25 protein-coding genes are annotated in these 18945 nt (G+C 69.2%); 21 read left to right on the top strand and 4 right to left on the bottom strand.

Annotation, left to right across the window (positions count from 1 at the left end):
• Window position 1: 1 nt before the first annotated feature.
• The 20 genes from ACWGQ1_RS16150 (at window position 2) to ACWGQ1_RS16245 (ending at window position 15672) form a co-directional block, all read left to right on the top strand.
• The gene (locus tag ACWGQ1_RS16150; protein WP_452313333.1) at window positions 2–367 is read left to right on the top strand and encodes a capsid cement protein; all 366 of its coding nucleotides are present in this window, start codon (window positions 2–4) and stop codon (window positions 365–367) included.
• Between the two features lie 11 nt (window positions 368–378).
• Window positions 379–1296 carry a phage major capsid protein gene (locus ACWGQ1_RS16155; RefSeq protein ID WP_452313334.1) on the top strand — a complete coding sequence of 306 codons (918 nt, stop codon included), beginning with the start codon at window positions 379–381 and terminating at the stop codon, window positions 1294–1296.
• Complete coding sequence (locus tag ACWGQ1_RS16160) at window positions 1296–1601, top strand: hypothetical protein (protein WP_452313335.1); 306 nt, start codon at window positions 1296–1298, stop codon at window positions 1599–1601. Before ACWGQ1_RS16155 ends, ACWGQ1_RS16160 begins: the two co-directional genes overlap by 1 nt.
• An 18-nt stretch (window positions 1602–1619) precedes the next feature.
• Complete coding sequence (locus tag ACWGQ1_RS16165) at window positions 1620–1982, top strand: hypothetical protein (RefSeq protein WP_452313336.1); 363 nt, start codon at window positions 1620–1622, stop codon at window positions 1980–1982.
• Window positions 1979–2350 (top strand): hypothetical protein, encoded by a 372-nt coding sequence (locus tag ACWGQ1_RS16170; RefSeq protein ID WP_452313337.1) that lies wholly within the window; start codon window positions 1979–1981, stop codon window positions 2348–2350. The genes ACWGQ1_RS16165 and ACWGQ1_RS16170 overlap by 4 nt, the downstream gene beginning before the upstream one ends.
• A 15-nt stretch (window positions 2351–2365) precedes the next feature.
• Window positions 2366–2656, top strand: coding sequence for an HK97 gp10 family phage protein (locus tag ACWGQ1_RS16175; protein ID WP_452313338.1), 291 nt, complete (start codon window positions 2366–2368; stop codon window positions 2654–2656).
• Window positions 2653–3072, top strand: a complete 420-nt coding sequence (locus ACWGQ1_RS16180) for a hypothetical protein (protein WP_452313339.1) — start codon at window positions 2653–2655, stop codon at window positions 3070–3072. The genes ACWGQ1_RS16175 and ACWGQ1_RS16180 overlap by 4 nt, the downstream gene beginning before the upstream one ends.
• 102 nt (window positions 3073–3174) lie before the next feature.
• The gene (locus ACWGQ1_RS16185; RefSeq protein ID WP_452313340.1) at window positions 3175–3945 is read left to right on the top strand and encodes a hypothetical protein; all 771 of its coding nucleotides are present in this window, start codon (window positions 3175–3177) and stop codon (window positions 3943–3945) included.
• A 91-nt stretch (window positions 3946–4036) separates the two neighbouring features.
• Window positions 4037–4411: a hypothetical protein gene (locus ACWGQ1_RS16190; protein ID WP_452313341.1), complete on the top strand. Its 375-nt coding sequence runs from the start codon at window positions 4037–4039 to the stop codon at window positions 4409–4411.
• Window positions 4408–4770 (top strand): hypothetical protein, encoded by a 363-nt coding sequence (locus ACWGQ1_RS16195; RefSeq protein WP_452313342.1) that lies wholly within the window; start codon window positions 4408–4410, stop codon window positions 4768–4770. Before ACWGQ1_RS16190 ends, ACWGQ1_RS16195 begins: the two co-directional genes overlap by 4 nt.
• Before the next feature lie 16 nt (window positions 4771–4786).
• On the top strand, window positions 4787–8110 hold the full coding sequence (locus ACWGQ1_RS16200; RefSeq protein WP_452313343.1) for a tape measure protein: 3324 nt from the start codon (window positions 4787–4789) through the stop codon (window positions 8108–8110).
• Window positions 8107–8880, top strand: a complete 774-nt coding sequence (locus ACWGQ1_RS16205) for a hypothetical protein (protein ID WP_452313344.1) — start codon at window positions 8107–8109, stop codon at window positions 8878–8880. The genes ACWGQ1_RS16200 and ACWGQ1_RS16205 overlap by 4 nt, the downstream gene beginning before the upstream one ends.
• A 13-nt stretch (window positions 8881–8893) precedes the next feature.
• Window positions 8894–9961 carry a hypothetical protein gene (locus ACWGQ1_RS16210; protein ID WP_452313345.1) on the top strand — a complete coding sequence of 356 codons (1068 nt, stop codon included), beginning with the start codon at window positions 8894–8896 and terminating at the stop codon, window positions 9959–9961.
• Entirely contained in the window at window positions 9961–10935 is a 975-nt protein-coding gene (locus ACWGQ1_RS16215; protein WP_452313346.1) for a hypothetical protein, read from the top strand. The genes ACWGQ1_RS16210 and ACWGQ1_RS16215 overlap by 1 nt, the downstream gene beginning before the upstream one ends.
• A 2-nt stretch (window positions 10936–10937) precedes the next feature.
• Window positions 10938–11699, top strand: coding sequence for a peptidoglycan DD-metalloendopeptidase family protein (locus ACWGQ1_RS16220; RefSeq protein ID WP_452313347.1), 762 nt, complete (start codon window positions 10938–10940; stop codon window positions 11697–11699).
• A 30-nt stretch (window positions 11700–11729) separates the two neighbouring features.
• Window positions 11730–12095, top strand: coding sequence for a hypothetical protein (locus tag ACWGQ1_RS16225; protein ID WP_452313348.1), 366 nt, complete (start codon window positions 11730–11732; stop codon window positions 12093–12095).
• Window positions 12096–12097: 2 nt separating this feature from the next.
• A complete protein-coding gene (locus ACWGQ1_RS16230) occupies window positions 12098–12676 on the top strand; it encodes a hypothetical protein (protein ID WP_452313349.1) in 579 nt (192 codons plus the stop codon).
• Entirely contained in the window at window positions 12673–13035 is a 363-nt protein-coding gene (locus ACWGQ1_RS16235) for a hypothetical protein (RefSeq protein ID WP_452313350.1), read from the top strand. Before ACWGQ1_RS16230 ends, ACWGQ1_RS16235 begins: the two co-directional genes overlap by 4 nt.
• On the top strand, window positions 13035–13496 hold the full coding sequence (locus ACWGQ1_RS16240) for a hypothetical protein (protein WP_452313351.1): 462 nt from the start codon (window positions 13035–13037) through the stop codon (window positions 13494–13496). Before ACWGQ1_RS16235 ends, ACWGQ1_RS16240 begins: the two co-directional genes overlap by 1 nt.
• A gap of 1 nt (window position 13497) precedes the next feature.
• Window positions 13498–15672: a hypothetical protein gene (locus tag ACWGQ1_RS16245; RefSeq protein ID WP_452313352.1), complete on the top strand. Its 2175-nt coding sequence runs from the start codon at window positions 13498–13500 to the stop codon at window positions 15670–15672.
• 38 nt (window positions 15673–15710) lie between these two features.
• Here ACWGQ1_RS16245 and ACWGQ1_RS16250 read toward each other — a convergent pair whose 3' ends face one another.
• Window positions 15711–15884, bottom strand: a complete 174-nt coding sequence (locus ACWGQ1_RS16250; RefSeq protein WP_452313353.1) for a hypothetical protein — start codon at window positions 15882–15884, stop codon at window positions 15711–15713.
• Window positions 15885–15926: 42 nt separating this feature from the next.
• Between ACWGQ1_RS16250 and ACWGQ1_RS16255 the strand changes: the two genes are divergently transcribed.
• Window positions 15927–17195: a hypothetical protein gene (locus tag ACWGQ1_RS16255; protein ID WP_452313354.1), complete on the top strand. Its 1269-nt coding sequence runs from the start codon at window positions 15927–15929 to the stop codon at window positions 17193–17195.
• Between the two features lie 197 nt (window positions 17196–17392).
• Here the strand turns inward: ACWGQ1_RS16255 and ACWGQ1_RS16260 are convergent, their stop codons facing one another.
• The 3 genes from ACWGQ1_RS16260 to ACWGQ1_RS16270 form a co-directional block, all read right to left on the bottom strand.
• Window positions 17393–17860: a hypothetical protein gene (locus tag ACWGQ1_RS16260; RefSeq protein WP_452313355.1), complete on the bottom strand. Its 468-nt coding sequence runs from the start codon at window positions 17858–17860 to the stop codon at window positions 17393–17395.
• Window positions 17861–17965: 105 nt separating this feature from the next.
• Window positions 17966–18214, bottom strand: a complete 249-nt coding sequence (locus ACWGQ1_RS16265) for a hypothetical protein (protein WP_452313356.1) — start codon at window positions 18212–18214, stop codon at window positions 17966–17968.
• An 86-nt stretch (window positions 18215–18300) separates the two neighbouring features.
• Window positions 18301–18621, bottom strand: coding sequence for a hypothetical protein (locus tag ACWGQ1_RS16270; RefSeq protein ID WP_452313357.1), 321 nt, complete (start codon window positions 18619–18621; stop codon window positions 18301–18303).
• Between the last annotated feature and the right edge of the window lie 324 nt (window positions 18622–18945).

Consider the following 18945-nt stretch of genomic DNA (forward strand, 5'->3'; position numbering starts at 1 on the left):
GATGGCTGACTACCTGCCCAAGTTCAAGCCGGGCCAGGCGGTGACCTTCACCGCGTCCGCTGACGTGACCGGAGGCCGCCTCGTGGCCGTCACCGGCAACCGCACCGTCGGCCCCGCCGGAGCCGACTCCGCCGCCGTCGTCGGCGTCGCGGGCTTCGACGCCAAGGCCGGAGAGCGCGTCACCGTGTTCACACGCGCCGGCGGCGTCCAGCAGCTCACCGCGAGCGGCGCGATCGCGGCCGGTGTCAAGGTCTCCTCGGCTGCGGCCGGGAAGATCCAGACCATCGGCGCGACAACCAACCCCATCGGCCTCGCCCTCGAGGCGGCGGCCGCCGACAACGACGTCATCGACGTCCTGTTCATCTGAGAGGAGATGACGTGTCTTACACCTACCCGGTGAAGCACCCCACGGGGACGCTCACCACGGAGCAGCTGCATCTGTTCCTGTCCAACAAGGGCCTCATCGCCCGCCGCGTGGCGGACATCACGAAGATGAAGTTCATCGCCGACTGGCTGCTCCCCGCGCGTTACGACGCGACCGGCGGCGGCATCTTCTACGAGACCGGCGAGCCGGTCTTCGCAGACGGCGATCCCGAAGCGGTCGGCCCGCTGGGCGAGTACCCGCTCGTCGTGCTCGAGGACGGCACGGTCGTGTCCGCCAAGACCGACAAGTGGGGCCTCGACACGATCGTGTCCGACGAGAAGATCGCCCGCCAGGGCCGCGTCCCCGTCGACCGCGGCATCCAGCGTGTGTCGAACTCGATCATCCGCTTCGTCGACTCCGTCGCCATGGCCGTGATCGCGTCGCGCGTGTCCAGCACGTTCAACTCGGTCGCGACGTGGGACACCGCCGGCGCCGCCGTCGAGGCCATCCTCACCATCCAGGCCGAGCGCGCCGAGCTGGGCCTCGGCTTCGAGCTCGACACCGTCGTGCTGCGTCCCGCGCAGTACGCGAAGGTCATCGCGATGCTCATCGACGACAAGGCGCTCCCGCGGGAGTCCGGCGCGACGGCGATCCAGGGCAACCTGCCCGTCGACGCGCTCGGCCTCACATGGGCCACCACGCCGCATTTCCAGGGCGCCAACCCGCTCCTGGTGGACCGCGACAACCTCGGTGGCATGGCCGACGAGAAGCTCGGCGGCCCCGGCTACGCCTCCGCGGGCGACTTCGGAGTCGAGGTCAAGTCCATCCGCGACGACGACGCCGAGGGCTACAAGCTCCGCGGTCGCCGCGTCACGGTCCCCGTCGTCACCGAGCCTCTCGCCGGTGTCCAGCTGACGGGCACGGGCCTCTGATGGCCGGCCAGAACGCGCAGCAGAGCGCGGAGCAGAAGGCCGCAGCCGACAAGGCGGCAGCTGAGAAGGCGGCAGCTGACAAGGCCGAGGCAGAGAAGGCGGCGGCCGAGGCCGAAGCCGAGCGCGTCGCCGCGGCGGAGGCGGCGGCGGACACGCTGCAGGTCATCGGACCGGTGGCTGTCCTGCCGCTGAAGACGGGCGGCGAGCGGTACGTGTACCGCGGCACCCCGGTGGGCGACGAGTTTACCGCCGAGGGTATCAAGCACGCCAAGGCCGTCGGCCTGGTTGGCAAGCCCAAGAAGTAACGAGAAGGGGGCGATGACGTGATCACGCACGACGAGATCGGCAACGACGAGGACCTTGCACGCGAAGTGCTCGTCGTCGCGAACGACATCGCCCCCTGCCTCTCCTCGCTCGCAGGCGAGAGCGAGGAGCGCAAGAACGTCGTATCCATCCTGAAGCGCGTCTACCGGGACTCGGAGATGCGCGGATCTCGGATGATCAAGGGCCAGCGCATTGGTTCCGCAGGCGTCGACTACTCCGACGTGTCCTCCGCGTTCGAGGGGCAGCCGACCCGCGCGCTCCGCGCCATCTGCGCTGCCGCGCGGGGGACAGGGCTCGCGCGCGGCAGCTTTCCCGCCGAGCGCCCTATCAGCCGTCTCTGGCCCGAAAGCTACAGATCGTGAGCGGCATGAACTTCCCGCACGGCCGCACCGTCTACCGGCTCCGTGCCCGCATGATCCCAGACCCGTACAACCCCTCGTCCCAGATCCCCGGCGACTGGGACGATCCCGACGTGCTCCCGATCACGGGCGCGTTCATCGCACAGACGTCGACGTCGATGCTGTCGAACGCGTCGCGCGATCAGGCGCTCGAGGCCAAGTCCCTGTTCTGCGACGGCGAGTTCGACATCGCCAAGGGCGACCGGATCCGAGACGGCGCCGAGGGCGCGCCGGTCTACAGCATCGACGGCATCCCGCCGGCGGCGGACACGAACCCGTTCACCGGCTGGACGCCGTCGCGAGAGATCCCGCTGACCCGCGCGGTCGGCTGACCCGAGGAGGTCCCAATGGCTCGCAGCGGCGACACCGATGTCGAGTTCAACGAGAGCTTCTTCGAGACCATCCTTCGGCAGCCGAAGGTGGAGGCCCTCGTCGACAGCATCGGCAACCGTGCTCTCGGGATCGCGCAGGCCAACGCACCCGTCGATACCGAGGAGTACCGGAACGGCTTGCGCATCGAGCACCACGACTCCCGCTATCGCCGAACGACCCGCGTCGTCGGCTCCGACGACAAGACCCTGATCATCGAGTCGAAGACCGGCAACCTCGCCCGAGCGTTGAAGCAGGCCAAGCAATGAGGGTCACGCCCCCGGATCTCGAGCGGTGGCTGACCGGATACGTGCGCGAGCTCGCCGCCGCTGAGGCCGTCGAGGTCGTGGTGAGCAACAAGGAGCCCGCGACGCTGGCGGTCCCGTTGCGGAAGCCGCTGATCGTCATCCGCGACGACTCCGGATCCCGTATGGACTGGACCACCTTCGACCGGTCGATCGGCGCATCCGTGCTCGCCGGGTCCAAGCAGTACGACACACCCGCGAACGACCTCGCGCGATGGCTGGCCGGTGTCCTGTTCGATGACGCGCTCCCGCTCGTCGAGGGGACTCCGATCGCCTCGGTCGAGTTCGACGGGTGCAACGGGCCCTATGCGGTCCCCGAAGAACTCGACGTCGCACGGCGGTACATGACCGCGCAGTACGTCGTCGCCGGCTCCTGGTGAGCCACCACCCGACCCACCCGCGGACGCGTCGGCAGTCGACGTGACCGTTCCCACCCACCAGCCCCGCACCGGCGGGGCTTCTTCATGTGAAGGAGAACACCCATGACTGCCGATTCCCAGGGCAACGACCTCGCCGCCGTTGGCGTCCCGATCACCGGCATGGGCGCATTCGCGCCGGTCGCACTCGCCAACGTCATCGACAAGGCCGCCCTCGGTGCGAGCCCGCTCGTGCTGCCCGCCGCCGCCCGCCGTCTCGGCCTCTACAAGGTCGACGGCGGTCCGGCGCCGTCGCGCGAGACCGGCGACGCGATCGAGTTCTTCCAGAAGGGCTACACGCTCGCTGGTGAGGGCACCCGCGCCGTCGTCATCAACCTCGCCGAGCAGAACGCCGCCGTGATGGCGCTCACCGAGGGCGCCGAGCCGGACGAGAACGGCGTGATCGAGGTCTCGTCCTCGCTACCCGGCAACCGTTTCATCCTCTACGTCGTCACCCGCTACCGCGGCGGCCTCGAGAAGCGGCAGGTCGGCGTCGCGTCGGTCACCGCGGTCGAGCCTGACCAGCAGACGCGCGGCGAAGTCGAGGGCAACGCGGTGACGTTCACCTGGCAGGAGGACGAGCTGTTCAACGGTGCGCCGTTCTGGCAGTGGGGCCCCGCAATCCCCGGCTCCGTCCCCGCGACCGGCGTCACGGCCGGCACACCCGGCACGTTCACCCCCGCCGGGGCCTCCGCGCCCGCGACGCTCGCGGCGCTGCAGGCGCTCGGCGCGCTGGGCGAGACCACCGCCTGGACCACGGGCCAGTACGTCGTGCTCGGCGACGCCTCCCAGGCGCACTGGGACGGCGACAGCTGGGCCACCGGCGCCGCGGCCTGACAGACCGGCTGGTCGGGATGTCGTCGGGTCATCCCGACCAGCCACTCATACCCCACCCGACACCACCCGATGACCCGACAAGGAGACCATCATGGCAACATCCAAGAGCGCCCCGGCGGCGGTGCCCGAGTACGACTTCGACAACTGGTCGGAGGAAGCCGAGGAGAAGGCGATCGTCGCGGCCGTCCCCGAGGTGAAGTACATCATCGTCGAGAAGCGCTTCATCGGCCGCCTCGGCGACGGGACGATCGTCGAAGTGCCGCTCACCCTCACGCTCGACGAGGTCGACGAGATGCAGGCCAGCGGGACCACGCCCGTCGACCAGTTCAAGAGCATCATCAAGAAGGTGGGCGGCGAGCAGCTCGCGGCCGACTTCTCGAAGCGGGACATGGTCGAGGGCGCGATCCTCGCCGAGAAGTACTTCCGGGTGCTGCAGCGCGTCCAGCAGGCGGCCTTCCCGGAATGATCGCCGTCGCCCGGGTCATCCGAGAGCACCGAGGGAGCGTCGCGCGCACGCTGCGCGAGACGTTCGGTGTAGGAATCTCCGACCTGGGCGACGGTCTCATCTGGGGAGAGGCGCGAGACCTCCTCGAAGAAGCCGCTGCCGACCCCGGAACGCACCTGGGCGCGAAGCTCGCCGGGTGGTCGTATCCTGCGACCACCCAAGAGCTTCTGTCGCTGGTGGCCGCACTCGGCCCGAAGGCGTCCAAGAAGCTCGTGCCGTGGGTTCTCCCTGACCCGCGGCGCACCACGACCACCGCGGACGCCGCGGAGGTTGCCGAAGCGCAGGCCGACATGGAAGCGGGCCTCGTGTTCTCGTCCTGACCCGAAGGGGGTGCTGATGTCCTCCGAGGTCGGTTCCGGTCACGTGTCGATCTTCCCGGTGATGACCGGGTTCAAGTCGCGCGTGTCGAAGGAGACTCGGGCGGCGGGCGCCGCCGGTGCGAAGACCTTCGAAGGCGGCTTCAAGGGCGCGGGAACCTCGGCCGGGCGTGCGCTCGGGCGCGACCTGAAGTCCGCGCTGAACACCTCGGCGGCGGGGCTGGGCGCTGACGCCATGCGCAAGCTGAACGGCGAGGTCGCGGCCGCGTCCGCCGCCCTGTCGCGGGCGCGGCTGAAGCAGCAGGACGAGGCCGGGCGCGTGCGCGTCGCCGAGGTGCGACTGCAGGAAGCGATCGCGAAGTCCGGCGCGGGTTCCGCCGTTGCCGTGGCCGCCGAGGAGCGCCTCGCCGCGGTGCGCCGCACCCACGCAGTCGCGGCCGACGCGGTCACCGCTGCCTCCGCGCGGCTCACCGCAGCGCAGGCCGCCGCGCGCGCCGCGACCGCCGAGCTCGCCGACACGGCGGGACGCTCGTCGACCTCGCTGCGCGCGATGACACAGAACCTCCGCGCCGGATGGACCGACGCCCGTGCGGCACAGTCCGCGTTCACCGGCGTCGCTGGCTCCATCGGGGGCGTGCTGCGCGCAGCGTCCGACATGTCGGGCCTGACCCGGCTGGGCACCATCGCCCGCACCGCCGCCGCGCAGGCGTCGCGCGCGTTCACGTCGCTGGCCACGCAGGTCGGCGGCCGCCTCGCCGCTGGCCTGTCGAAGTCGCTACGGTCGGTCGGATCGACCGTGCGCGGGGCGCTGAGCCCGCTCACCGGGTACGTCTCCGCTCAGGCGACGCTCCTGGCGTCGCCGTTCGTGAAGCTCGGCTCCCGTGTGGCGTCGTGGATGAGCCCGGTCACCACTCAGGTGCGGGGCGCGTTCGCGAAGATCGCCTCCGTCGGCGGCCCTGCCGCTCAGCGCCTGGTCAGCGGCTTCATTTCCGGCCTGCCTCGGCTGGGATCGGCCGCGGCCTCCGCGTTCCAGGGGGTCGTCTCCGCCGCCGGTCGCGCCGCGTCCGCCGCGGGCGGTGCCCTCGGCCGCGGCATCCAGACAGCCGCGACCGGCGCGGTCTCCGCCGCCGCGATCGGCATCGGTGTCGCGTTCGGGAAGGGCTTCAGCCGCCTCACCGCGATCGACACGGCCCGCGCGAAGCTCACCGGCCTCGGGAACGACGCCGAGTCGGTGAAGACCATCATGGGCGACGCGATGTCGTCCGTGCGCGGCACGAGCTTCGGGCTCGGCGAGGCGGCCACCGTCGCGGCGGCCGCGGTCGCGGCGAACATCAAGCCTGGCGAGCAGCTGCAGTCCCACCTGAAGAACATCGCGAACAACGCCTCCGCGGCGGGGCTCTCGATGGAAGAGATGGGGTCGATCTTCAACCGTGCCGCCACCCAGGCGAACGGTGTCCAGAACGACGTCATCAGCCAGCTCGCTGACCGTGGCATCCCGATCTATCAGGCCCTCGCGGACCAGCTCGGCGTCACCGCCGGCGAAGTGTTCGACATGGCCTCCCGGGGCAAGATCGACTTCGAGACGTTCTCGCGTGCGGCCGAAGCCGCTGCGGGCACCGTGGCCGCGGAGATGGGTAAGACCGTCCCGGGCGCGGCGAAGAACTTCCTCGCCGCGATGGGCCGCATCGGCGCGAACGCGCTCGAGCCCGTCTACTCCAAGATCGGGCCGCTGATCGCGGCCGCGACCTCCGCCCTCGGCCCCATCGAGGAGCGGGCCAAGGCGTTCGGCGCCGTGCTGGTGCGCGTCGTCGGCCCCGCGATGGACTGGCTCACCGGCCTGTTCACCAAGATCGGGGAGGGCGCATCCCTCGCCGACGTCGGGCTGGGCGGCTTGACCGGTGTGCTCGCGCCGCTGGGTGCCGCGTTCGCGGCGCTCGGTGCCGGAGGGCTGGCCGGTGTCCTGTCCCGGCTGCCGCTGGTCGGGTCGATGCTCGGCGGGCTCACCGGCCCCCTGGCAGCGCTCGGCGGTCCCCTCGGGATCGTCGCGGCCGCGTTCGCCGGGCTCGCACTGTCCGGCGGGGACTTCGCCGGGCTCGCCACCGGGATCACCGGCATCGTCGACCAGATCGTCGCGGCCCTTCCCGGGCTGATCGACCAGGTCGTCTCCGTCGTGCCGTCGATCATCGGCGGGCTGGTCGCGGCGATCCCGCAGCTGCTCGCGGCTGCCGGGTCGATCGTGCAGAGCCTCATCGCCGGGATCGTCCAGGCGGTGCCGCTGCTGGTGCAGGGCGCGGTCGCGCTCGTGTCCGGGCTGATCGATGCGATCGTGTCGAATCTCCCGGCGATCATCGACGGCGCGATCACCGTGGTCGGTGCTCTCGTCGACGGCCTCATCAGCGCATTGCCGGTCCTGGTCACTGGCGCGCTGCAGTTGGTCGGTGGTCTGCTCACCGCGATCGTGGCCGCGCTGCCGCAGATCATCCAGGGCGGCGTGCAGTTGCTCCTCGCGCTCGTGCAGGGGCTCGTGGAGGCGCTGCCACAGATCGCGCTCGCGACGCTGGAGGTCGTGCTCGGCCTGATCACCGCGATCGTGGAGAACTTGCCACTGATCATCGAGGCAGGCATCCAGCTGCTGATGTCGCTGATCACGGGGCTGGTCGACGCGCTGCCGATGCTGATCGAGGCGGCGATCACCCTCGTGCTGCAGCTCATCGTCGGGCTGCTGACGATGCTGCCGCAGCTGATCGAGGCTGGCATCCAGCTGCTCGTCTCGATCATCACGGGACTGATCGAAGCGATCCCGCAGCTCGTGGCGATGATCCCGCAGATCATCGAAGCGATCTGGAACGGGCTCGCCGAGGTCGACTGGCTCAGCCTCGGAGCGCAGATCCTCCAGGGCATCATCGACGGCCTGTTCAGCATGGTCGGATCTCTCGGTGACGCCGTCGGCGACATCGTCGAGTCGATCACCGACTTCTTCCCCCATTCACCCGCCAAGCGCGGCCCGCTGTCGGGGTCGGGGTGGCGGCGGCTGAAGGAGTCCGGCCGGGCAACCCTCGACCAGTTCAACGCGGGAGCGAAGGACGGGGCGGGGGACTTCGGGGCGACGCTGGTCGACGTCGCGAAGGACGCCTCGGCCAAGGCGCAACTGGCGATGACGACCGTCACCGCCACCATCGCCGCAGCACCGCCCACCGGCGGCCGCAGCGACGGTGCGCCGGGGCGCGGAACGTCTGACGCACCGGTGGTGCAGCAGACGAACAACTTCGCTCACCTGGACCCGGAGGTCGCTTCGAAGATGACGAAGAACGACCTGATGGCGACGCTGAGGGGGCTGCTGTGATGCACGATCTGCGGATCCGCGCCGGCGGCCTCCTCATCGAAAGCGCACCCCTGCAGGGCATCCCGCCCGCCGGTGGCTTCTACGTCACCAAGGACGGCTTCGAGGGGTGGGAGGACTCGACCGAGCCACGCTCGGAATCGATCCCCCGCCCCTCGGAGCACGGCGACTTCGACTTCGAGGTGCTGCAGTCGGCCCGCGTCGTCTCCGTCGAGGGCGTCATCCTCGCCCCCACCGGCGCCGACCGGGTGCGCCGGGGAAACCAGCTGCGGTGGCTCGGCGCGACCGGGGCCGCCTTCCAGGTCGAGGTCGACCTCTACGGAGAAACCACCTGGGCGAACGCGCGCCGCGGCATGACCCGGGTCAAGCCCGCCGGCATCCGGGAAGGGTTCCACTGCGCGACGTTCACCTGGCAGTTCGTGTGCCGGGACCCGCGACGCTTCGGCGCGGTGAACCCGTACCCCGCCGGAGTGCCCGTCACCCACTTCGGCAACTTCCCCGCATGGCCGACGTTCACGGTCACCGGCACCGCTCCCGGCGGGTACACGATCAACGGGCCCGGCGGGCGCCGAATCGTCGTCACCCGGGCGCTCGTGGCCGGGCAACCGCACGTCATCGACACGGCGACCGGCGGGCTGCTCATCAACGGGGTGCGCGTCGAGGGCGGCATCTCCGTGTGGGAGCCGTGGACGATCGCGCCCGGGGTGGCGGAGTTCGTCCACACGATCACTGCCGGAGCGCTGCGTATCGACGTCGCCGACACGTTCGTCTGACCAGGAGGTGCCCATGCAGCACGCCGTCCTCGCCTGCCACGGCATCACCGGTGACGTGCTGGACCGGCTGCCGGTCACCGCGTTCACCTACGACCGGCTGCTGTCGGCTCGCGGCGACGGATCTGCGACGATCCCGCTCGCCTCACCCTGGCGGGACCTCGACTTCCGCGGCCTGACCCGCCCGTGGGAGCGGATGCTCGCGCTCGTGCGCGGGAACCGTGTCGCGTACGCCGGGTACATCATCGGCCGCGAGTACGACTTCGGGTCGCCGTTGCTGCACGTGCAGCTCGGCGACCTGTGGGCGCTGCTGGAAAAGCGGCTCGCCGTTGACCACTCCATCAACGGCGTCGAGAAGTGGCAGGTCACGATCACCGCGTCGCTCGCGACTCACGCGAACGTCGCCTTGATCTGGGCGCGAGACAGCTACACCGGCTCGCCCAACGCGATGTTCCCCGTCACCATCCCCGGCCACGCTGACGCACCCGCCGTCACCCGCACCTACTACGGCTACCACCTGCAGACGGTGGCGGACATGTTCGCCGAGCTCGTCGCGGAAGGCCTGGAGATCTACCTCGAGCCGCGACTGTCGGAGCAGGGGAAGGTTTACTGGTACGTGCGCGCCGGCATCGGCTGGACTAGCGGCCTGAGCCGAGACATCTATGTCTCCACCCCGACGTCACCCGTGACCGCGCTGAAGTGGCGCGAGGACGCCGCCCGGGTCACCAACAACGCGATCCGTGTGGGCGAGGGGTCCGAGCAGGACATGCTCACCCGATCCAACGTCAACCCGTCCTCACCGCTCCCGCTGCTCGAGCGGGTCACCGCATCGAAAACCGTGGCGGACAGTGTCCAGCTGCAAGCGCTCACGATCCAGGACCTCAAGACCTTCGGTTCGCCGACCGAGCAGTGGGACGTCACCGTGACCGCCGACACCCAGATCGACATCGGCGACACCGCGCGCATGCACGTCGACCGCGACTGGTGGATCCCCAGCGGATGGCACTCGCGCCAGGCCGTCCGGATCTCCGGTGACCTGTCCGAGCAGATGCGCGTCGCGTTCCAGCCGACCGGAGGTGCCTGATGGTCGACCACCTCGACCTCAAGATGAGCTACGCCCAGCTCGTCCGCCTGATCAAGGACCAGACGACTGCGCTCATCCAGCGCTCCGGCATCGGCAGCGCCGGCCTGCGCGTCCACAGCGGCGGCTTCATCACCATCGAGAACGGCGGCCTCGACGTCACCGGCACAGCCACCGTCGCCGGCATCCTCACCGGCTCCGGCACCTTCGACTGGTGGGGCCCCTCGGTCCTCCGCGGAACGGTCAACGTCACCGGCGACCTCTACACCTCCGGGCAGATGGGCATCGCCGGGCTGCTGACCGTGGCCGGCGCGACGACGCTCAACGGCGCCGTCACGATGAACAACGACCTCACCCTCGGCACCGGGCGCATCCTCGCCGGGCCGCTGCGGATCGACCGGGCAGGCGGCTACGGCGGCCGCGTGTACTCGTCGAGCATCCTCGTGCTGGAAGCGGCGAACGCGGTGCTCATCCCGAACGACGTCGATATCCGCGGCATCCTGCTCACGGACGGCCTCGACGTGGACGGGCCGAAGAACTTCCGCATCGCCCATCCCACGAAGGCCGGCTACTGGCTGCGCCACGGCTCGACCGAGTCTCCGGTGTCCGGCACCGAGTACAAGGGCACGGCCGCCATCGGGCCGGACGGGTCCGTGGTTGTCGAGCTGCCGGAGTACTTCGAGGCGCTGAACAAGCCCGGCGGCCGGACTGTGCACGTCACCGCGGTCGGGCGGCCCTTCCTCGTGGGTGCCGACAAGCCCCGTGACGGGAAGGTCACGATCTACGGCGACCCGGGTCGCGAGGTCGACTGGATCGTGAAGGCCGAACGCGAAGGCGCCGACTTCCCCCTCGAGGAGAAGATCCCGACCGAGCCGGAGCCCACGCCGGAACCCGAGCAGCCGCAGGAGCCCGAGAGCACCGCGGACGAGCCCGCATCGATCTGGGAGCTTCCCGGCGTGCGGGCAGGAGAGGAGTAGCGATGATGCTCTGGCCCAACGGGACGACGACGCGCCCGCGCGTCTCGAGCCCCTTCGGTCCGCGTCCGAACGTCGGCGCATTCAGCTTCCACTACGGCACCGACCTGATCGGCTACAGCACTGTCCGCGCGGCGGGCACCGGCAAGGTGACCTTCGCCGGATGGATGAACAGCGCCGCCGGCAACACCGTGCTGATCGACCACGGCGGCGGGGTCACCGAGGTGCACATGCACCTCGCCAGCTTCGCCGTGAAGCGCGGCGACCGCGTCGATCCCGGCGACCCGCTCGGCCGCATGGGCAGCACGGGCAACGCGTCTGGGAACTGCGACCACTTCGAGATCCGCATCAACGGCAAGTCCGTCGACCCGATGGCCTACACCGCAGCACGCGTCACCGGCACCCCCGCCGGCGGCAGCACGATCAACCCGAGTCCCGAGGAGGACGACATGTTCACTGACCAGGACCGCCAGCGTCTTGATGCGTCCTACGCCGCCCTGTTCGGCCCGGAGAACCTCAAGGTCCGGAAGATGAACTGGGCCAGCCCGGACGGGAACCGGGAGGCCTTCTATGGCCTCCTCGACATCTCCATCTACACGCAGCAGCTCGTCATGGCTCAGAGCGGCCAGATCGCCGCCCTCGCCGCGGCCGTGGCGCAGCTGAAGGGCGGCGGCACGATCGACATGAAGGCGCTCGAGGAGGTCGCGACGCGGGCCTCGAAGGAGGCGCTGCGCGGCCTCGTGCTCACGGCCGACGTCGACAGCTGATGCACGCGCGCGTAGCCGGGGGAGGTGCGCATGGCTGAGGAGCTCCCACCGTCCCTGTTCAACATCCTGCGCAGCGACCTCCGGGACACTCGCGCGGAGATCAACGGACGCCTCGACGGGCTCTCGCGGGACATGGTCACCGCGTCGATGCTCGCCCAGGTCCAGGCCAACCAGAAAGAGCGCGACGACCGTCAGGACGCGCGACTGCGCAGCCTCGAGGAAGCGGACGCCGAGCGTGAGAAGGAAGCGCGCCGCATCGCGGAGGAGCAGCGGAAGACCCGAGCCCAGCAGATGTTCTCGATCGGCCTCGCCGGCTTCGGTGCCGTGCTCTCCGTCATCGGCGGAATCGTCCTCTGGACCGTGACGACCGGTCTGCAGCAGATCGCAGGAGGTTGAGCATGTTCTCGACGAAGATGTGGACCGTCGGCTACAAGGTCATGGGCGCGCTGATCGTCGTGCTCGTGCTCGGCGCGATCGTCCTCGTGTCCCTGAACAACGCGCAGCTGCGCGCCGAGAACCAGGACATGTACGCCGACCTGCAGGCGTCGCAGGCGAACGCGCAGAGCCTGTACGAGCAGCTGCTCGCCGAGGGCGTCGACCCGGACGGCGAAGCGCCCGCCGAGGTCGTCCCCGGGCCCGCAGGAGATCCCGGCCCGCGCGGACCGTCTGGCCCTGCAGGAGACGACGGCGAGCCCGGCGCGGCGGGTCTCCCCGGGGCTCCCGGCGCGAAGGGCGACACGGGAGAGCCCGGGCCGCAGGGTGCCCAGGGTTCGACCGGGCCGAAGGGCGACCCGGGGCCGGCCGGACCTCCCGGGCCCGCGGGTGCGACCGGCCCCGCCGGACCCGCGGGGCCGCTCTGCCCCGACGGGTCTGCCGCCGTCACCGGCTGGATCACCATGGCCGACAACGAGCTCGGCCCGTTCACCCCGACGCAGGCGACCGTCTGTGTCCACCCAGCGACAGGAGTGCTCCCATGACCACCGACCCCATCGTTCCCGCCGCCGTTCGACTCGCGGCCAAGCGCGCGTTCGTCCGCACCACCTTCCAGGCGTACGCCGCAACTCTCGGCGCTGGCATCTCCGTCACCGTCGTGCTCGGCATCATCACCGGCCAGGTCGACATCGTCGCCACGGCCGTGCAGTTCGGTGTCGCCGTGGCAGCCCCGCCGCTCGCCGGTCTCGTAGCGTGGCTGAACGTCACCTCGAACGGCATCCCGAAGGACTACGCAGACGTGGTGCTCGTCCAGCAGGCCCTCGCGACGGAGACCGCGGCGCTCGCAGACCAGGAAAGCGCCGTGCACCGCGTGCAGCTGCGCCGAGACCTCAAGGGGGAGTGATGGCTGTCGTCACCTTCACGCTGACCGACTTCGGACTGGAGACGCTCACCGACAAGTCGCCGCGCGTCATCTTCACGCCCTCGTCGGCCGGCGTGAAGGGGGCGCAGCTGTTCCCCACGACCCCGATCGTCGTGATCCCCGACGCCGCCGGGAACGGGTCGGTCACACTCGAGGCGACCGACGGTGTCGTGCCTACGGTCTGGTACACCGTGTCGATCGAGCACCTGCAGCCCGGCGGCGAGTACACGCACTACGACGTGCTCGGCTATCGGCTGTTCGTGCCCGAGGTGGGCGGGCCGATCGGTTCGCTCCCGGGTGCGCCCCTGTCGCCGCAGAGCGTGCTCGTGTCCCTCGATCCGCCGCCGCCCGGCTACAAGGGCTGGTGGCTGTATTCCCCCTCGCAGGGGCAGGAGATGCCCCTCGACGACCCCCTCATCGGGGAGCTAAGGCTGGTGAGCTGACATGGCCGACATCATCCCCATCACGAACCTCCGCGGCCCCGCCGCGCGCATCGTCGCCATGACCACCGAAGTACTCCCTCCCGGTGTGGAGCCGGAGGCGGAAATGATCGGTCCCGACCAGGGGCGCGTGATCCACATGAAGCTGGCGCAGCCAGACTCGGTCGCTCAGACCGGGATCATCGAGAACGGCGATCTGATCGTTACGTTCGAGTCCGGGAAGGTGGCGAACGCGGGACGAGCTCGCGGCGCCGACGGCCTCAGCGGGACCGACGGCGTGCCGACTGACGAGGCGATCGGCACCGCGATCGGCACGGCCGGCACCAGCGCGTCGAAGACCGCTGTGCGCGAGGTCGCGGGCATCATCGACGGCCTCGTCGCCGACGACGTGACCGACAACCGTGCTCGTATCCAGGCGTGCCTCGACAAGGGCGGAAGCTGGGTTCTCCCCGCGACTCCCGGGCGATACCTGGTGAACGGGGCGCTCGAGGTGTCTGTGCCGGGAACATCGCTCAACGCGGCAGGCGCGCCGATCCGGCAGGGCGTGGGCGGCCAGGCGCTGTTCAACATCACTGTGCCGGACGTGACCATCGACGGGGTCGATGCGATCGGCGATCTCGACTCGCTCGACATCACCGGCATGAACGCCGCGTGGGAGATGTCGATCATCGCGTCGCGGTGGACCGTGATCAACGCGTACACGGGAGCCCACCGCCTCGCGATCCCGTGGATCCGGGGGCGGGGATTCGACTCCGTCGTGCGCGTCACCAGCTGGGACCGGACCGCCGGCGCGATCGGCAACCGGGTGAAGGACGTGTCGATCGGCACGCTCCTGTGCGAGAACGTCGAGTTCGGTCTGGTCGCGCACGGCACCGAGCGGCTGTCCTACCAGGAGATCAAGGGAAGCTACTGCTGCCCGGTCGCCGGCCCGCGTCCACCGCACCTGGTGTACTTCTCGGGGAGCAACGGCGAGAACATCGACGCGTCATGCGGAAGCGCGATCGCGTCCGGCTTTGAGGGCGGCGTCGTCCCGGGTCAGGCGTTCCAGTTCAAGGGCATGCGCGGTGGCCGCGTCACCTCGCTCCTCACCCAGGGATGCCCGGGCGTGCTCAACGTCATGGACTCGACGGACTTCGCGATCGACTTCGTCTCGTCGCTCGGCGACACCTGCGTCGACCCGTACGGATCGATCGCGCTCTCGCAGACGACCACCCTGAGCAATGTCCGCATCGCGCGGGCGGTGGTACGCATGGTCTCCGACGGCATTCCCTTCCGCCTCACGTCGGGGTCGGACTGCCGGTTCGGCGAGTTCGACTTCGAGGTGAAGCACACCACAGCAGGCACCCTGCACGACGTGAGCCTCGCTGGCGTCCGCAACTCGATCGAGTCGGTGCGCGTCCAGAACATCGGAGCGAAGGCATGGCGGGGTCTCGCGCTCTGGTCTGGTGCCGGCCACCGGGTCGGGCGCGTCGTCCTCGAGGCGATGCGCATTGGCGTGGAGGTGCGCGGTACGGCCACCGGCGCGAACATCGCGTACGACCCGGCGACCGTCACGCTGCATCCGACGGACGGGCTCGCGAAGATCATGGTCGCTCCTGGCGCCGCGCCGACCCTCGTGCTCCCCGGCACGCCCCCGGCGGCGTCGCGGGTGCGCGTGCTCGACGACTTCACGATCGCTCCGGAGACGTTGAGCGGGCTCGGCCCTGGCTGGATCACACAGCTCGGCACGTGGGCGGTTGACTACGCATCGGGGGAGGCTGGCGAGACCGCCGGCACGGCGCAATCGAACGCGTATCGAGACGCCGGCGTGGCGAACGTGTCGCTCGAGGTCGACGTGAAGCTCCGGGGTCTGCCTGGGGTGATCGCGCGCCGCGTCTCCGCGACGGAGTACCTGGCGATCTACCTCAGCACCACGGCCGTCACGATCGCTAAGCGCGACGGCACCCTCACCACCCTCGCGACTCAGGCCGGCACGTACCAGCAGGACCGGTGGTATCGGCTTCGGGTGGACGTCTTCGGGGCGGTCGTGAGCGTCACGGTCAACGACCTCCCGGTTCTCTCGCACACGCTCGCGGGCGGCGATGAGACGAAGTTCGGCACCTCCACGGTGCACGGCTTGTTCTCGTCAGCCTCGGCGGGCGCGTCGAAGTTCAAGCGGTTCCAGGTGTCGCGCATCTGAACCGGGATGACCCCCACTTGCCTCCGGGCGGGTGGGGGTCATTCGTCGTTGGACCAGGACTCGCGCAGATCCGCGCGCCGCGTCCACGCGATCCAGGCGCCGCCCGCGATCATCGCGATGCCCACGAGTCGGGCGACCCAGTGGTCCACGATCCCGGCCACGGCGAGACCGACCAGCATCATCCCGAGGGCGAGGACCACGCTGAACTTCATGCGACGAGGGTACCGGAATGCCAGCGCACTAGTGTGGCCTCTATGCGCGTTCAGCCCCCAACGCCGAGAAGGATCGTCGGCGACCCCACGCGCATGCGGGTCGAGCGCTTCCCTGTGACAATCCTGCTCGGCATCCAACTCGCCGCCATGGTCGTCATCCCGGCCGCTGTGAAGAGCACGGAGCCCTTCGGTCTGATCGCCGGAATCTGTGCTGTCGCCGTGGTCGTTGCGCTGTACATCGAACTGATGATGCAGCCCATCAAGATGCCGAACTCCACGGCCCGCCCCGTCGCAACCCGAGCCGCGTTCACGGTACTGACGGTGGGGATCATCGCGACGGTGGTGTCGTCGATCGGTGGGCGTGGCTCCTACGCGGTGCAGATTGGCGTCGCGACAGAGTCGCCAATCGTCTCGATCGCTGCGCCGTTCACCCTCTGGGTGCTGTTCGGTGTTTCTCTCATCCTCTGGCTGTTCCGTCAGGGCCAGGTGAGCCGAAAGACGGCGCTCTGGGTGTGCGCCATCGTCGCCGTCGTATACCTGGTGGAGGGGCTAGCGCGGGCCATCCTGGGGCAGTCGGCTGCGCTGATCTTGACCGTGCTGATCCTTGCGATGTACGCGAAACTGATCCGCCTTCGCACCCTCGTCATCGTGCTCGCGGCGATCCCGATCCTGTGGCCGCCGATCTACGACTTCCGTGACTCGCTACGACGCGCGGCCGTATCGGGGCCCGGCGCCGTGAGCGCTGACGCACCGCTCGAACGGCTCCAGCTCGACACACAGATGGCGCTCGTCGGTCGGCTTGTTCCGCGCCCAGCCGGACTCGAAGTGCTCGATATGCCCACGCTCGTTCGTATAGGTCTGATCCCTGGCTTCCTCGATTCAGATCGGCCCGCGCTCAACACCGGATCGCAGATGAGCGTCGCACTCGGCGGTGCACCCACGAGCTCGCAGTCCGCAACGATGCTCGGCAACGTGTACATCTTCGAGGGCTGGGTGGGCATCGTGGTATTCGTCATCCTGCTCACCCTGGCGATGGGCTTCCTCTTGCGACGCGACAACCCGTGGGCGCTGACCGGTATCGGTCTGGCCTACTCCTACGGGATCTCGTTCAACGCGTCCTACCCGGATGTCATCCCGCGCATGCTCCAAGCGCTGATCTCGCTCGCGATCGCCTACATTCTGGTGCGTGCGTTGTCAGGGCCCAAGGCGCGCGCGGCCTCGGACGCGCGCGTGGTTCAGCGAGTCGAAGCTCGAGAGGCTGCTCGGGCTAGGCCCATGCGTGGCACCGGCGCTCGCCGCTTGCCGCGCTGATGCCCTGGGCCTCTACCCGCCCCCCGTGTAGAGGCCCAGGGCGGGAGTCATCGTCTGTGCCGAAGTTCCCCAAAACATTCGTCGCCCCAGCGTCGCAGCAGATGGTGCTCCTTGTGAGCACGGGGGGCTGTGCTCACGCGAGTAACTCTAGTCGCGTGAGTAATTCGATTCTGGGTGCTTGCCGAGAGCCGTCCGGTCTACTGCCGCATGGCGCGTTTCGCGAGCCACCGCATCACTTCGTAGCGCGAGAAGAGCGGATTCGATCCGGTGGCAACGGGGTCAGGGAAGCTCGGCGAGCGGATGAACTGACGCGCCTCGAGTAGCGATACTCCGGCCAGCTTACTGAGCCTCGTGACGTCGATTGGGTAGTCGTATGCCTCCGGGATCTGGCGATCGAGGGCGGGTTCCGCCGCGGCCACCTCGAGACTGATGACCTCCTCCATTCGTCGGGTGTCGATGAGGAGCGCTGCGAGGCGGGCTGCGGCATGCAGGGGTGTACGTGCGCGCAAGGTTGCGACGACGGACACTTCATTGAAATCGCGATCGATGTCGATGCTCGCACCCTTGTGAGCGAGGCGGTCCATGACGTCAATCGCCTCATCGTCGCGAAGCTTTCCGATGTACGTGATCTTGGCGTGCCAAATCGGCTCGCTGTCCGTAGACATGACGCGCTCCCCAACGTGTCGTAGCTTCCGGGCGGCGGCGTTGTGTCACTTCTGACCGACCTCGCCCCTCACTAAAGCGTTCATGCCGGGGGCGGCGTGGTGATGCTAGAGCTCCCAGTCCTCCATCGTGTGCATGGGTTGCGGCTCGATCGTGCTCTCATCGTGCAGGTGCTGGTGGATCATGACGCTGCTGCGTGCGGTGATGAGGATGGCCTGGAAGCCATACGGGGTGGAGAGGGTAAGGAATCCGGGGCCTGTTCGTGCAATCGCTTGAACGCGGTCGACGATGTCGAGGGGGTCGATTTCGTCGGCGAGAGGATACTCGTTGCCGTCGACTCTGATAATCGTGCGCACGGTGTGATCCTCTCAGGTCATGAGGAGGAGGTTACGCTCGCTGTTTCAGACGGTTGACCGGGTTGACAACCCCGATCTGTGAGGGGCTACCCTTCGTCCGTGGCGAGCTGCACGGCGTTGCCCCATACCCAGCAGCGGTAGGTCTGTTCTCCGGCGCGGAACTCGATGCCGGCGGCGAGGGGAGTGGAGCGCACGAGCTTCGCGTCGACTCGGATCGCTTCGGGTCCGAACCGTACCCACGCGCGCACGCGGCGCGGTTGCGGGTAGATCGTCATCGGCTGCTCGCGTGCGTCGAGCTCGCGCGGGGTGAGGGACTGCAGGGGTCCGTGCTTGGCGGCGTCGATGATGGACTGCTGCTGCGACTGCCAGTCGCGGTAGGCGGAGAGTCTTGCCCCAGGGTTCCCCATGGCCGGTGGTGTCCTTCCTCCGGCCGAGAACTGTGAGTCTACGTCGCCGTGCGGACACGAGCGAAGCCGAGTGTTCGCCACCACATCTCTGCTCGGGGTGGATTCGCCGTCTCGCAACTGGCCCCCCAGCCGCGAGACGGCGAACACCAGCCCGCTGCTGCCCTCCAGCGGCAGACCGGCGGTCCCCTCCCGAGGATCGACCATAAGGGTTCCTGGGGAGGACTTCGCGGGGGTTGCCAGTCTGTCGCGCCTCGGATACGGGGGCGTGTACTCCATGTCGGGGAATCGATCAAGCCCCCAGGGAGCGGGGGATTGGGGGTGTAG

It is taken from the genome of Microbacterium sp. NPDC055599 (assembly GCF_053618975.1).